Raw genomic sequence first — 14533 nt, forward strand, 5'->3', positions numbered from 1 at the left:
TGATCAACCCGATCGCCATGGAAGAAGGCCTGCGCTTCGCGATCCGCGAAGGCGGCCGCACCGTGGGCTCGGGCGTGGTGGCGAAGATCCTCGACGTATAAGGGATTGCACAGGGGTATAGCTCAATTGGCAGAGCGTCGGTCTCCAAAACCGAAGGTTGTAGGTTCGATTCCTACTGCCCCTGCCACCTGAGGGTGGTGCTCTCGAACAAATAAGCCCGTCATAGCCTGACGGAAAGGCAGAAAAAGCCCGTCATAGCCTGACGGGCTTCGGCGTCTCAAGAAGACGTATTGAATTGAAGGCCGAAAGGCCGCAGGAATAAAGCCGCAAGATGGCCACTTCTCAAATCGAAACCGTGAGCACGGGCGCAGACAAGGCCAAGCTGGCCGTGGCTGTCGTGCTCGCGGTGGGCGCCATCGTGGCGTTCTATCTGCTCTCGCGCCAAGGTGCGATCGTGCAGTGGGTCGCCCTGCTGGTGGGCCTTGCCGCCGCTGTCGGCGCGTTCGCGAGCTCGGAGAGCGGTCGTCAGCTGTGGGCTTTCGGTCGCGATTCGTGGCGCGAGGTCAAGAAGGTCGTGTGGCCTTCGCGCAAGGAAACGATCCAGATGACGGCCTACGTGTTTGGCTTCGTCGCGATCATGTCCGTCTTCCTTTGGCTCACCGACAAGACGCTCGAATGGGTGTTCTTCGACCTCATTCTGGGCTGGAGAAAATAATGACTGACGACGCTGTCGAAACCACGCCGGAAAGCACTTCCCTGCTGGCACCTCCCGCCAACCCCGATCTGCGCTGGTACGTGGTGCACGCGTACTCGGGCATGGAAAAGGCCGTGGAGCGCAACATCCTCGAGCGCATCAACCGCGCCGGCATGCAGAGCAAGTTCGGCCGCATCCTGGTGCCGACCGAAGAAGTGGTCGAGATCAAGAACGGCCAGAAGCGCACCACCGAGCGCCGCTTCTTCCCGGGCTACGTGCTGGTCGAGATGATCATGGACGACGAAAGCTGGCACCTGGTGAAGCACACCAACAAGGTGACGGGCTTCGTCGGCGGCGCGAAGAACCGGCCGGCCCCGATCTCGCAGAAAGAGGTCGAGGACATCGTCAGCCAGATGCAACAGGGCACCGAGAAGCCGCGCCACAAGGTCGAGTTCGTCGTGGGCGAATTCGTGCGCGTTAAGGAAGGCCCGTTCACCGACTTCAACGGCACGGTCGAGGAAGTCAACTACGAGAAGAGCAAGGTGCGCGTGTCGGTCATGATTTTCGGCCGCGCGACGCCTGTCGAACTCGAGTTCAGCCAGGTGGAAAAGACCTGAAGACAGTTTCGGCCTGGCGCTTCCCGACTCGGCGCTGGGTTTTATTCGAAGAGTCGTCAACCCCGGGGAGCTGCGGCTGAACAAGCCAAGGCGTCATCACCCGCAAGGAGAAAAGCATGGCGAAAAAAATCGTCGGCTTCATCAAGCTGCAAGTGCCAGCTGGTAAAGCCAATCCGTCGCCGCCGATCGGTCCCGCACTGGGCCAGCGCGGTTTGAACATCATGGAATTCTGCAAGGCGTTCAACGCGCAGACCCAAGGCGTCGAGCCGGGCCTGCCGCTGCCGGTGGTCATCACCGCGTTCGCCGACAAGAGCTTCACCTTCATCATCAAGACGCCGCCGGCGATCACCTTGATCAAGAAGGCCATCAAGCTCGAGAAGGGTTCCGCCCGTCCGCATACCGACAAGGTCGGCAAGATCACGCGCGCCCAGCTCGAAGAGATCGCCAAGACCAAGATGAAGGACCTGACGGCAGCCGATCTGGACGCCGCGGTTCGCACCATCGCCGGCTCCGCCCGTTCGATGGGCGTGAATGTGGAGGGCGTGTAATGGCCAAGATCACCAAGAAGCAAAAAGCGCTCGTGGGCAAGGTCGACAGCAACAAGCTGTACCCGCTCGTCGACGCGATCGGCATCATCAAGGAAGCCGCCACCGCGAAGTTCGATGAGTCGATCGACGTGGCCGTGCAGCTCGGCATCGATGCCAAGAAGTCTGACCAGGTCGTGCGCGGCGCCGTCGTGCTGCCCAACGGCACCGGCAAGACCAAGCGCGTGGCGGTGTTCGCCCAGGGCGCAAAGGCTGAGGAAGCCAAGGCCGCCGGCGCCGACATCGTCGGCATGGACGACCTGGCTGCGATGGTGAAGGCTGGCGACATGCCCTTCGACGTCGTGATCGCTGCACCGGACGCGATGCGCGTGGTCGGTACGCTGGGTCAGATCCTCGGCCCGCGCGGCCTGATGCCGAACCCGAAGGTCGGCACCGTGACGCCCGACGTCGCGACCGCCGTCAAGAACGCCAAGGCCGGCCAGGTGCAGTTCCGCGTCGACAAGGCCGGCATCGTGCACGGCACCATCGGCCGTCGTTCGTTCGACACCGACAAGCTGCAGGGCAACCTGGCGGCGCTGATCGAGGCGCTTGTCAAGGCGAAGCCGGCCACCAGCAAGGGTGTGTACCTGCGCAAGGTGGCCGTGTCGTCGACGATGGGTGTGGGTGTCCGCGTGGACACGCAAACCATCGCCGCGCAAGGTTGAGTTTGTTGTGAAGGATTTGCCTCATCGCCGGTCAAACGGCGGCGAGGCGATGTGGTGGGTCGGGGCAGCGTTCAAGCGCTTCCCCGGGCCATCCAAGACCGCTGGTGTGCAGGGCAACCCGCACTTAATCGCCAGCGCAGATGGCGATCCCGCTGCAGAGGAACCTGGTTCCGAAAACAGTTGGTCGCTGCATGAAGCGCGTCTCGAGGCTCTGGCCGAGGGGCGCATTGAAAAGGAGTAGACCTTGAGTCTGAATCGCAGTGAGAAAGAAGCGGTCATCAGTGATGTGACCAGCCTCGCCGCAAAAGCTCAAACGCTCGTGATGGCGGAGTACCGTGGCATCACGGTCGCCGACATGACCAAACTGCGCAACGATGCGCGCAGCAAGGCTGTGACCCTGAGTGTTCTCAAGAACACGCTGGCACGCCGCGCTGTCGCAGGTAGCTCGTTTGAGATCGTGTCCGACCAGATGACCGGTCCGCTGATCTATGGCTTCTCCGAAGACGCCGTGGCTGCCGCGAAAGTGGTGGCCGATTTCGCGAAGACCAACGACAAGCTGGTGATTCGCGGCGGTGCATTCGGTGGCAAGGCCCTGGACGTCGAGGGCGTGAAGCAACTGGCCAACATCCCTTCGAAGGAAGTGCTGTTGTCGCAGCTGCTGGGCTTGATGCAATCCCCGATCTCGCGCACGGCCCGTGTTCTGGCCGCGCTCGCCGAGAAGCGTGGTGGTGGCGAAGCACAGGCGGAAGCTCCCGCCGCAGAAGGAGTCGCTGCCTAAGCGCGCGACTTTTCACCCAACTTATTTAGGAATCAAAAATGGCATTCGATAAAGACGCATTTCTGACCGCGCTCGACAGCATGACGGTCCTGGAACTCAACGACCTGGTGAAAGCCATCGAAGAGAAGTTCGGCGTGAGCGCCGCAGCAATGGCCGCTCCCGCCGGCGCCGGCGGTGGCGCTGCTGCAGCCGTCGTCGAAGAGAAGACCGAGTTCAACGTCGTTCTGCTCGACGCAGGCGCGAACAAGGTGTCGGCGATCAAGGCCGTGCGCGAAATCACCGGCCTGGGCCTCAAGGAAGCCAAGGACCTGGTGGAAGCCGCTCCCAAGGCCGTCAAGGAAGGCCTGCCGAAGGCAGACGCCGAAGCCGCCAAGAAGAAGCTGGAAGACGCCGGCGCCAAGGTGGAACTGAAGTAATTCGGTTCTCCCGGAGGGCTGGAGTGTGCCGAAAGGCCCTCCAGCCTTTGCCGCTTTCAGAGCGCACCCAAAAGCCGGCTTGGCGCCGGCTTTCCCGGAGACCTTCAGGTCGACGGAAAAGCCAAACCGAGACGATTTTTGAGTGTCTTCTGACCCCGACTGCAGAAGACCCCTTGGTTCGGGTGATGTGCAACGCATCACCGTCCGCCAGGGCTGGTAGTGGCCAGCCACCAAGGAGAGTGGTGCTCAAGCACCCGACCAAGTCGCTGAAGATCTCAAGCTCCGGAGCTCTCATGGCCCAAACGTCCACGTACAGTTACACCGAACGCAAGCGCATCCGAAAGAATTTCGGCAATCGCGACAGCGTCGTCGAAATCCCCTACCTGCTGCAGATGCAGAAAGACGCGTACACCGCGTTCCTGCAGGCCGGCATTGCACCCCAGAAGCGCACCGTGGAAGGCCTGCAGGCTGCATTCGACGCTGCCTTCCCGATCGTCTCGCACAACGGTTTCGTCGAGATGAAGTTCCTCGAGTACAACCTCGCGAAGCCTGCCTTCGACGTGCGCGAGTGCCAGACCCGCGGGCTGACTTTCGCCTCGGCCGTGCGCGCCAAGGTGCAACTGATCATCTATGACCGCGAATCGTCGACCTCGCAGTCGAAGGTGGTCAAGGAAGTGAAGGAGCAAGAGGTCTACATGGGCGAAGTGCCGCTCATGACCGACAAGGGCTCCTTCATCATCAACGGCACCGAGCGCGTCATCGTGTCGCAGCTGCACCGTTCGCCCGGCGTGTTCTTCGAGCACGACAAGGGCAAGACGCACAGCTCCGGCAAGCTCCTGTTCTCGGCCCGCGTGATTCCCTATCGCGGTTCGTGGCTGGACTTCGAGTTCGACCCGAAGGACATGCTGTACTTCCGCGTCGACCGCCGCCGCAAGATGCCGGTCACGATCCTGCTGAAGGCCATTGGCCTGAACCCGGAATCGATCCTCGCGAACTTCTTCGTGAACGACAACTTCCGTCTGATGGACAGCGGCGCGCAGATGGAGTTCGTCTCCGAGCGCCTGCGCGGTGAAGTCGCGCGTTTCGACATCACCGACAAGTCCGGCAAGGTCGTGGTCGCCAAGGACAAGCGCGTCACCGCGCGCCACACGCGCGAACTCGAGCAGACGGGCACCACGCACATCAGTGTGCCGGAAGACTTCCTGGTCGGCCGCGTGATCGCGCGCAACATCGTCGACGCCGACTCCGGCGAGATCCTGGCCAAAGCCAACGACGAGCTGACCGAAGCGCTCCTGAAGAAGCTGCGCGCCGCCGGCGTGCAGGACGTGCAGGCCATCTACACCAACGAACTCGACCAGGGCGCGTACATCTCGCAGACCCTGCGCATCGACGAGACGGTGGACGAGTTCGCCGCCCGCGTGGCGATCTACCGCATGATGCGCCCCGGCGAGCCGCCGACGGAAGACGCGGTGCAGGCCCTGTTCCAGCGTCTGTTCTACAACCCCGACACCTACGACCTGTCGCGCGTCGGCCGCATGAAGTTCAACGCCAAGGTCGGCCGCGACGAGTCGACCGGCCCGATGGTGCTGACCAACGAGGACATCCTCGCCGTGGTCAAGATCCTGGTGGACCTGCGCAACGGCCGCGGCGAAGTGGACGACATCGACCACCTCGGCAACCGCCGCGTGCGCTGCGTCGGCGAACTGGCCGAGAACCAGTACCGCACCGGCCTCGCCCGCATCGAGAAGGCCGTGAAGGAACGTCTGGGCCAGGCCGAGCAAGAGCCGCTCATGCCGCACGACCTGATCAACAGCAAGCCGATCTCCGCCGCGCTGAAGGAATTCTTCGGCGCCTCGCAGCTGTCGCAGTTCATGGACCAGACCAACCCGCTGTCCGAGATCACGCACAAGCGCCGCGTCTCGGCCCTCGGCCCGGGCGGCCTGACGCGCGAACGCGCCGGCTTCGAAGTGCGCGACGTGCACGTCACGCATTACGGCCGCGTGTGCCCGATCGAAACGCCTGAAGGTCCGAACATCGGCCTGATCAATTCGCTGGCGCTCTACGCGCGCTTGAACGAATACGGCTTCATCGAGACGCCGTACCGCCGCGTGATCGACGGCAAGGTCACGAACGAGATCGACTACCTGTCGGCCATCGAAGAAGGCAAGTATGTGATCGCGCAGGCCAACGCCGCGCTCGACAAGGACGGCCGCCTCACGGGCGACCTGGTGTCGGCGCGCGAAACCGGCGAATCGATCCTGGTCAGCGCCGAGCGCGTGCAGTACATGGACGTGTCGCCGGCGCAGATCGTGTCGGTGGCCGCGTCGCTGGTGCCCTTCCTCGAGCACGACGATGCGAACCGCGCGCTCATGGGCGCCAACATGCAGCGCCAGGCCGTGCCGGTGCTGCGTCCCGAAAAGGCCTTCGTCGGTACCGGCATCGAGCGCGTCTCCGCGGTCGACTCGGGCACCGTGGTCACGGCCACCCGCGGCGGCATCGTCGACTATGTCGACGCCACCCGCATCGTGGTGCGCGTGAACGATGCCGAAGCGGCGGCCGGTGAAGTCGGTGTCGACATCTACAACCTGATCAAGTATCAGCGTTCGAACCAGAACACCAACATCCACCAGCGTCCGATCGTCAAGCGCGGCGACAAGATCGCCAAGGGCGATGTGGTGGCCGACGGCGCATCCACCGACCTCGGCGAGCTGGCCCTGGGCCAGAACATGCTGGTCGCGTTCATGCCCTGGAACGGCTACAACTTCGAAGACTCGATCCTGATCAGCGAACGCGTGGTGGCCGAAGACCGCTATACCTCGATCCACATCGAGGAACTGGTGGTGATGGCCCGCGACACCAAGCTCGGTGCCGAGGAAATCACGCGCGACATCCCGAACCTGGCCGAGCAGCAGCTCAACCGCCTGGACGAGTCGGGGATCATCTACGTCGGCGCCGAAGTGCAGCCGGGCGACACGCTGGTCGGCAAGGTCACGCCCAAGGGCGAAACCACGCTGACGCCTGAAGAGAAGCTGCTGCGCGCGATCTTCGGCGAGAAGGCTTCCGACGTGAAGGACACTTCGCTGCGCGTCGACCAGGGCTCGCAAGGCACCGTGATCGACGTCCAGGTGTTCACCCGCGAAGGCATCACGCGCGACAAGCGCGCCCAGCAGATCATCGACGACGAGCTCAAGCGTTTCCGCCTCGACCTGAACGACCAGCTTCGCATCGTCGAAGCCGACGCCTTCGACCGGATCGAGAAGCTGCTGGTCGGCAAGGCCGCCAACGGCGGCCCGAACAAGCTGGCCAAGGGCACCAAGCTGGACAAGGCCTACCTCTCGTCGATCGAGAAGTTCCACTGGTTCGACATCCGCCCGGCGGACGACGACGTGGCGTCGCAGCTCGAGTCGATCAAGAACTCGCTCGAGCAGACGCGCCACAGCTTCGACCTCGCCTTCGAAGAAAAGCGCAAGAAGCTCACGCAGGGCGACGAGCTGCCCGCGGGCGTGCTCAAGATGGTCAAGGTCTACCTGGCCGTCAAGCGCCGCCTGCAGCCCGGCGACAAGATGGCCGGCCGCCACGGCAACAAGGGTGTGGTGTCGAAGATCGTTCCGGTCGAAGACATGCCTCACATGGCCGACGGCACGCCGTGCGACATCTGCCTGAACCCGCTGGGCGTGCCTTCGCGGATGAACGTGGGCCAGGTGCTCGAAGTGCATCTGGGCTGGGCCGGCAAGGGCATCGGCCAGCGCATCGGCGACATGCTGCAGGCCGAGGCCAAGGTGGCCGAGCTGCGCAAGTTCATGGACCAGCTCTACAACGGCTCGGGCCGCAAGGAAGACCTCAGCAAGCTGAGCGATGCCGACGTGCTCGAGATGGCCGGAAACCTGTCGACCGGCGTGCCCTTCGCGACCCCCGTGTTCGACGGCGCTTCGGAAGAAGAGATCCGCGGCATGCTCAAGCTGGCTTATCCGGAAGAGATCGCCAAGGCCAAGGGCCTGACCGACACCCGCACGCAGGCCTACCTGTTCGACGGCCGCACCGGCGACCAGTTCGAGCGTCCGGTCACGGTCGGCTACATGCACGTGCTCAAGCTGCACCACCTTGTGGACGACAAGATGCACGCCCGCTCGACCGGCCCGTACAGCCTGGTCACCCAGCAGCCGCTGGGCGGCAAGGCACAGTTCGGCGGCCAGCGTTTCGGCGAAATGGAAGTGTGGGCGCTCGAAGCCTACGGCGCCGCCTACGTGCTGCAGGAAATGCTGACGGTGAAGTCCGACGACGTGCAGGGTCGTACCAAGGTCTACGAGAGCATCGTCAAGGGCGAACACTCGATCGAAGCCGGCATGCCGGAATCGTTCAATGTGCTGGTCAAGGAAATTCGTTCCTTGGGCCTCGACATTGAACTGGAACGTTCTTAATTGAGAGGGAAAGAGTCAAATGAAATCGCTACTCGACCTGTTCAAGCAATTCACGCCCGATGAGCATTTCGATGCCATCCGCATCGGCATGGCTTCGCCCGAGAAGATCCGTTCGTGGTCCTTCGGCGAGGTGAAGAAGCCAGAGACCATCAACTACCGGACCTTCAAGCCCGAGCGCGACGGCCTGTTCTGCGCCAAGATCTTCGGGCCAATCAAGGACTACGAGTGCCTGTGCGGCAAGTACAAGCGCCTGAAGCACCGCGGCGTGATCTGCGAGAAGTGCGGCGTTGAAGTCACTCAGACCAAGGTGCGCCGCGAGCGCATGGGTCACATCGACCTGGCCGCGCCCTGCGCCCACATCTGGTTCCTGAAGTCGCTGCCCTCGCGCCTGGGCCTCGTGCTCGACATGACGCTGCGCGACATCGAGCGCGTGCTGTACTTCGAAGCTTACGTGATCACCGACCCTGGCATGACCCCGCTGAAGAAGTTCGGCATCATGTCCGAGGACGACTACGACGCGAAGCGCAAGGAATACGGCGACGAGTTCATCGCCAAGATGGGCGCCGAAGGCATCAAGGACCTGCTGATGGGCATCGAGCTCGACAGCGAGATCGAGAAGCTGCGCGGCGACCTGACCGGCTCCGAAGTCAAGGTCAAGAAGAACTCCAAGCGCCTCAAGGTGCTGGAAGCCTTCCGCAAGTCGGGCATCAAGCCCGAGTGGATGGTGCTCGACGTGCTGCCCGTGCTGCCGCCGGACCTGCGTCCGCTGGTGCCGCTGGACGGCGGCCGCTTCGCGACCTCCGACCTGAACGACCTCTATCGTCGCGTCATCAACCGCAATTCCCGCCTGCGCCGCCTGCTCGAGCTGAAGGCGCCGGAGATCATCGCGCGCAACGAAAAGCGGATGCTGCAGGAAGCCGTCGACAGCCTGCTGGACAACGGCCGCCGCGGCAAGGCCATGACGGGCGCCAACAAGCGCGCGCTCAAGTCGCTGGCCGACATGATCAAGGGCAAGAGCGGTCGCTTCCGCCAGAACCTGCTGGGCAAGCGCGTCGACTACTCGGGCCGTTCGGTCATCGTGGTCGGCCCGACGCTCAAGCTGCACCAGTGCGGCCTGCCGAAGCTGATGGCGCTCGAGCTCTTCAAGCCCTTCATCTTCTCGCGCCTCGAAGCCATGGGCATCGCCACCACCATCAAGGCGGCGAAGAAGGAAGTCGAATCCGGCACGCCGGTGGTGTGGGACATCCTGGAAGAGGTGATCAAGGAGCACCCGGTGATGCTCAACCGCGCACCGACCCTGCACCGCCTCGGCATCCAGGCCTTCGAGCCGATCCTGATCGAAGGCAAGGCGATCCAGCTGCACCCGCTGGTTTGCGCGGCCTTCAACGCCGACTTCGACGGCGACCAGATGGCCGTCCACGTGCCGCTGTCGGTGGAAGCGCAGATGGAAGCCCGCACGCTGATGCTGGCCTCCAACAACGTGCTGTTCCCGGCCAGCGGCGAGCCCTCGATCGTGCCGTCGCAGGACGTGGTGCTGGGCCTCTACTACACGACCCGCGAGCGCATCAACGGCAAGGGCGAGGGCCTGATCTTCTCCGACATCGGTGAAGTGCAGCGCGCGCTCGACGCCAACGTGGTCGAGCTCACCGCCAAGGTCAGCGTGCGCATCACCGAGTACACGAAGGACAAGGAATCGGGCGAGTTCACGCCCAAGACCGAACTCGTCGACACGACCGTGGGCCGCGCGCTGCTGTCCGAGATCCTGCCCAAGGGCCTGCCGTTCTCGAACATCAACAAGGCGCTGAAGAAGAAGGAAATCTCCAAGCTCATCAACGTCTCGTTCCGCAAGTGCGGCCTGAAGGAGACCGTGGTCTTCGCCGACAAGCTGCTGCAGAACGGCTTCCGCCTGGCGACCAAGGCCGGCATCTCGATCGCCATCGACGACATGCTGGTGCCGGCCGAGAAGCACGGCATCATCGAGCGCTCGGCCAAGGAAGTGAAGGAGATCGAGCAGCAGTACGTCTCGGGCCTGGTGACTTCCGGCGAGCGCTACAACAAGGTGGTGGACATCTGGGGCAAGGCCGGCGACGAGGTGTCGAAGGTCATGATGGCCAAGCTCTCGAAAGAGAAGGTCACCGACCGCCACGGCAAGGAAGTGGAGCAGGAGTCCTTCAACTCCATCTACATGATGGCCGACTCGGGCGCCCGCGGTTCCGCCGCGCAGATCCGCCAGGTCGCCGGCATGCGGGGCCTGATGGCCAAGCCCGACGGCTCCATCATCGAGACGCCGATCACCGCGAACTTCCGCGAAGGCCTGAACGTGCTGGAGTACTTCATCTCCACCCACGGTGCCCGAAAGGGTCTGGCCGACACCGCGCTGAAGACCGCGAACTCCGGCTACCTGACGCGCCGACTGGTCGACGTGACCCAGGACCTGGTCGTGATCGAGCAGGATTGCGGCACGCACGAAGGCGCAGCGATGCGCGCGATCGTCGAAGGCGGTGAAGTCATCGAGTCGCTGCGCGAGCGCATCCTCGGCCGTACTGCGGCCGAAGACGTGCTGCATCCTGAAACGCGTGCCGTGCTGGCCAAGGCCGGCGACATGCTCGACGAGGACGTGATCGAGGTGCTCGAAGCCGAAGGCGTCGACGAAGTCAAGGTGCGCACGGCACTCACCTGCGCGACCCGCTTCGGCATCTGCGCCAAGTGCTACGGCCGCGACCTCGGCCGCGGCGGCCTGGTCAACAACGGCGAGGCGGTCGGCGTGATCGCGGCCCAGTCGATCGGCGAACCCGGCACGCAGCTCACGATGCGCACCTTCCACATCGGTGGTGCGGCTTCGCGTGCGGCGGTGGCTTCGAGCGTCGAGGCCAAGTCCAACGGCGTGATCGGCTTCAACGCCACGATGCGCTACGTGACCAACAGCAAGAACGAGCTGGTCGTGATCGCGCGTTCGGGCGAGATCGTCATCCATGACGAGCACGGCCGCGAGCGCGAACGCCACAAGGTGCCGTACGGCGCCACGCTGGCGGTCAAGGCCGACCAGCAGGTCAAGGCCGGCCAGGTGCTGGCCAACTGGGATCCGCTGACGCGCCCGATCATTACGGAGTTCGCCGGCAAGACCAAGTTCGAGAACGTCGAGGAAGGCCTCACGGTCGCGAAGCAGGTCGACGAGGTCACGGGCCTGTCGACGCTGGTGGTGATCGATCCGAAGCGCCGCGGCGCGGCCAAGGTCGTGCGCCCGCAGGTGAAGCTGGTCGACGCCACGGGCAACGAGGTCAAGATCCCCGGCACCGACCACTCGGTGACCATCGGCTTCCCGATCGGTTCGCTGGTGCAGATCCGCGACGGCCAGGACGTGGGCCCCGGCGAGGTGCTGGCGCGCATTCCGGTCGAAGGCCAGAAGACCCGCGACATCACCGGCGGTCTGCCGCGCGTGGCCGAGCTGTTCGAGGCGCGTTCGCCGAAGGACAAGGGCATGCTGGCCGAGATGACCGGTACCGTGTCGTTCGGCAAGGAGACCAAGGGCAAGATCCGCCTGCAGATCACCGACCCCGAAGGCAAGGTCTGGGAAGACCTGGTGCCGAAGGAGAAGAACATCCTGGTGCACGAAGGCCAGGTGGTGAACAAGGGCGAAAGCGTGGTCGACGGCCCGGCGGATCCGCAGGACATCCTGCGCCTGCTGGGTTCCGAAGAACTCGCGCGCTACATCGTGGACGAAGTGCAGGACGTGTACCGCTTGCAGGGCGTGAAGATCAACGACAAGCACATTGAGGTGATCGTTCGCCAGATGCTGCGCCGCGTCGTGGTCGAGAACCCGGGCGACACGAACTACATCGCCGGCGAACAGGTCGAACGCAGCGAAATGCTCAACACCAACGACGCCCTGCGCGCCGCTGACAAGCTGCCCGCCACGTTCACCAACCTGCTGCTCGGTATCACGAAGGCATCGCTCTCGACCGACAGCTTCATCAGCGCCGCATCGTTCCAGGAAACGACGCGCGTGCTGACCGAAGCCGCGATCATGGGCAAGCGCGACGAGCTGCGCGGCTTGAAGGAAAACGTCATCGTCGGCCGCCTGATTCCCGCGGGCACCGGCATGGCGTATCACCAGGCACGCAAGGTCAAGGACGCCATGGACGAGGCCGAGCGCCGCGCGATCGCCGAGGCGGAAGCCGCCGACCTGGCCGCCAGCCCTTCGACCGACGATGCGACCACCACGGCCGACGCCAGCGAAGGCGCCGCGACCGAATAAATAACTGGTTAGCATCACCGGCATGACCGGTACCCATCGCCCCCCTTCCGCCCGCGGATGGGGGGCTTTTTCATGAGCGACATGCCCGATTCGCTGCCGTATTGGATCTTTGGCGCGGTGGCGCTGTTCTGGTTCGTCGGCGCCTACAACCGCATCGTGCGCCTGCGTTCGGCGGCGCTGCAGGCCTATGCGGCGCTCGACGCGGCGCTGGTGCGGCAGCTCGATTTCGTGCAGGCGCGCGTGGCCGAAGCGGCGCCTGCGCCTGCGCCGGCAGTGCCCAAGGGCGCGACGGCCGACGCCTCGCTGCAGGCGGCCGCCAGCCAGCTGGTGACCCTGCTTGCCGCCACGCGACTCAAGCCGCTCGATCCGGCCGGCATCGGCGCGCTGGCCACCGCCTTGCATGTCATGCTCGGCGCCTGGCAGCGGCTGCATCCCGATGCGGTGGTCAGTTTCGAGGCCGACGGTACCCTGTCGCGACCCGCGCCGCTCGCGGCCAGGGAAGACGCGGCCGCCGGCTCGGCGCCGATCGCCTGGCCCGAGCCCTCGGCTGCGGCCGAAATCGCCCGCAACCAGTTCAACCTGGCCGTGACGCAGTACAACGCGGCCATCGCCCAGTTCCCGGCGCTGCTGGTGGCGTGGATCATGCAGCTGCGACCGGCAGCGCCCTTGCGCTGATCCTGCGTTCTTTTCTCATCGACACCAAGTTGGCAGACCTTCCAGACCCCATCCGCGCTCCGTCGCCCGTTTCGCCGCCGTTGTGGCGCCAGTTGCAGCTCACCGCCGTCGCGCTCGCCTCGATCCGCAGCGGCGTCTCGGGCTCGGTGGCCTTCGAGGCCGTCGATCCGGCCTTGCGGCCGGGCGTCCAGGCGCTGGGCTTCCAGGTGCTGCGCTGGCTCGGCCGGGCCGAGGCCCTGCGACGCCAGCTGGCCAAGCGCACGCCGCCGCCGGCGGCCGATGCCTTGCTCTGCACCGCGCTCGCGCTGGCCTGGGATGCCGCGCTGTCGCCCTACGAGCCGTTCACGCTGGTCGATCAGGCGGTCGAGGCCGCCAAGCGCAACCCCGGCACGCGGGCCCAGGCCAGCTTCATCAATGCCTGCCTGCGCCGCTTTCTGCGCGAACGCGATGAGCTGGTTGCGGCCACCGAGCGCGAGCCGGTCGCGCAATGGAACCATCCGCGCTGGTGGATCGAGCGCCTGCGGCGCGACCATCCGCGCGACTGGCAACGCGTGCTGGCGGCCGACAACACCCAGGGGCCGATGACGCTGCGCGTCAACACGCGCAAGACCGATGTGGCCGCCTACCGGCGCGCCCTGGAAGCCGTGAACCTGCAGGCCGTTCCCGTGGCGGCCAGCGGCCTGCAGTTGCTGGGCGCGCGGCCGGTCCAGGCGCTGCCGGGCTTTGCCGAGGGCGAATGCTCGGTGCAGGATGCGGCGGCCCAGCTGGCCGCGCCCCTTCTGCTCGAAGGACTGCAAGGCGCCGCGCCGCTGCGGGTGCTCGACGCCTGTGCGGCGCCGGGCGGCAAGACCGCCCACCTGCTCGAAGTGGCGGGACCGGATGCGATCGAGCTCACGGCGCTCGAAATCGATGCCGGGCGCAGCCGGCGCATCGACGAGACGCTGGCCAGGCTCGGCCTGGCTGCCAAGGTCCTCGTCGCCGATGCCGCGCGGCCGAAGCAGTGGTGGGACGGCCAAGCCTTCGACGCCATCCTGCTCGACGCGCCTTGTACCGCCTCGGGCATCGTGCGGCGCCATCCCGACGTGCGCTGGCTGCGGCGCGAGAGCGATACCGAGCAGCTGGCGCTCCAGCAGGCGATGCTGCTGGCCGCCCTGTGGCCCCTGGTCCGGTCGGGCGGACGTTTGTTGTACTGCACCTGTTCGGTCTTCCGCGAAGAGGGGACGCACCAGATCGATGCGTTCCTTGCACACAACACCGACGCCCGTTTGCTGCCCTCGCCGGGGCATTTGCTGCCGCAAAGCGGGGGGATTGCCCGTGGCGTCCCGGACAATGCCTTGGGTGACCACGACGGATTTTTCTACGCCTTGCTCGAAAAGCAGCCGCGCTGAACGGCGGGGTTCGGTCTGGCTCGCCGCGCTGGCGGTCCTCGCC

Annotated in this window: 11 protein-coding genes, 1 tRNA gene and 1 pseudogene; all 13 read left to right on the plus strand. The window is 64.9% G+C overall.

What is annotated here, in order from left to right:
- Nucleotides 1-101, plus strand: a pseudogene (locus BLS74_RS30615) (elongation factor Tu); the annotation flags it as partial.
- Between the two features lie 10 nt (nt 102-111).
- Nucleotides 112-187: transfer RNA gene (locus BLS74_RS30620), tRNA-Trp, on the plus strand.
- Nucleotides 188-331: 144 nt separating this feature from the next.
- Nucleotides 332-715, plus strand: coding sequence for a preprotein translocase subunit SecE (gene secE / locus BLS74_RS30625; RefSeq protein WP_093111289.1), 384 nt, complete (start codon nt 332-334; stop codon nt 713-715).
- Nucleotides 715-1311 carry a transcription termination/antitermination protein NusG gene (gene nusG / locus BLS74_RS30630; RefSeq protein ID WP_093111291.1) on the plus strand — a complete coding sequence of 199 codons (597 nt, stop codon included), beginning with the start codon at nt 715-717 and terminating at the stop codon, nt 1309-1311. Before secE ends, nusG begins: the two co-directional genes overlap by 1 nt.
- 116 nt (nt 1312-1427) lie before the next feature.
- Nucleotides 1428-1859, plus strand: a complete 432-nt coding sequence (gene rplK, locus BLS74_RS30635; protein WP_028252759.1) for a 50S ribosomal protein L11 — start codon at nt 1428-1430, stop codon at nt 1857-1859.
- A complete protein-coding gene (rplA, locus tag BLS74_RS30640) occupies nt 1859-2560 on the plus strand; it encodes a 50S ribosomal protein L1 (RefSeq protein WP_093111293.1) in 702 nt (233 codons plus the stop codon). The genes rplK and rplA overlap by 1 nt, the downstream gene beginning before the upstream one ends.
- A gap of 7 nt (nt 2561-2567) precedes the next feature.
- Nucleotides 2568-2801: a hypothetical protein gene (locus BLS74_RS34145; protein WP_139191792.1), complete on the plus strand. Its 234-nt coding sequence runs from the start codon at nt 2568-2570 to the stop codon at nt 2799-2801.
- 3 nt (nt 2802-2804) lie between these two features.
- On the plus strand, nt 2805-3338 hold the full coding sequence (gene rplJ / locus BLS74_RS30645; RefSeq protein WP_093111295.1) for a 50S ribosomal protein L10: 534 nt from the start codon (nt 2805-2807) through the stop codon (nt 3336-3338).
- A 38-nt stretch (nt 3339-3376) separates the two neighbouring features.
- Nucleotides 3377-3754, plus strand: a complete 378-nt coding sequence (gene rplL, locus BLS74_RS30650; RefSeq protein WP_093111297.1) for a 50S ribosomal protein L7/L12 — start codon at nt 3377-3379, stop codon at nt 3752-3754.
- 293 nt (nt 3755-4047) lie between these two features.
- On the plus strand, nt 4048-8172 hold the full coding sequence (rpoB, locus tag BLS74_RS30655) for a DNA-directed RNA polymerase subunit beta (RefSeq protein WP_093111391.1): 4125 nt from the start codon (nt 4048-4050) through the stop codon (nt 8170-8172).
- A 19-nt stretch (nt 8173-8191) separates the two neighbouring features.
- A complete protein-coding gene (gene rpoC, locus BLS74_RS30660; protein ID WP_093111299.1) occupies nt 8192-12427 on the plus strand; it encodes a DNA-directed RNA polymerase subunit beta' in 4236 nt (1411 codons plus the stop codon).
- Nucleotides 12428-12499: 72 nt separating this feature from the next.
- The gene (locus BLS74_RS30665; protein ID WP_093111393.1) at nt 12500-13102 is read left to right on the plus strand and encodes a lema family protein; all 603 of its coding nucleotides are present in this window, start codon (nt 12500-12502) and stop codon (nt 13100-13102) included.
- 29 nt (nt 13103-13131) lie between these two features.
- On the plus strand, nt 13132-14490 hold the full coding sequence (rsmB, locus tag BLS74_RS30670) for a 16S rRNA (cytosine(967)-C(5))-methyltransferase RsmB (RefSeq protein ID WP_244504094.1): 1359 nt from the start codon (nt 13132-13134) through the stop codon (nt 14488-14490).
- Nucleotides 14491-14533: the final 43 nt, after the last annotated feature.

It is taken from the genome of Variovorax sp. CF079 (assembly GCF_900101545.1).
GTDB lineage: Bacteria > Pseudomonadota > Gammaproteobacteria > Burkholderiales > Burkholderiaceae_C > Variovorax.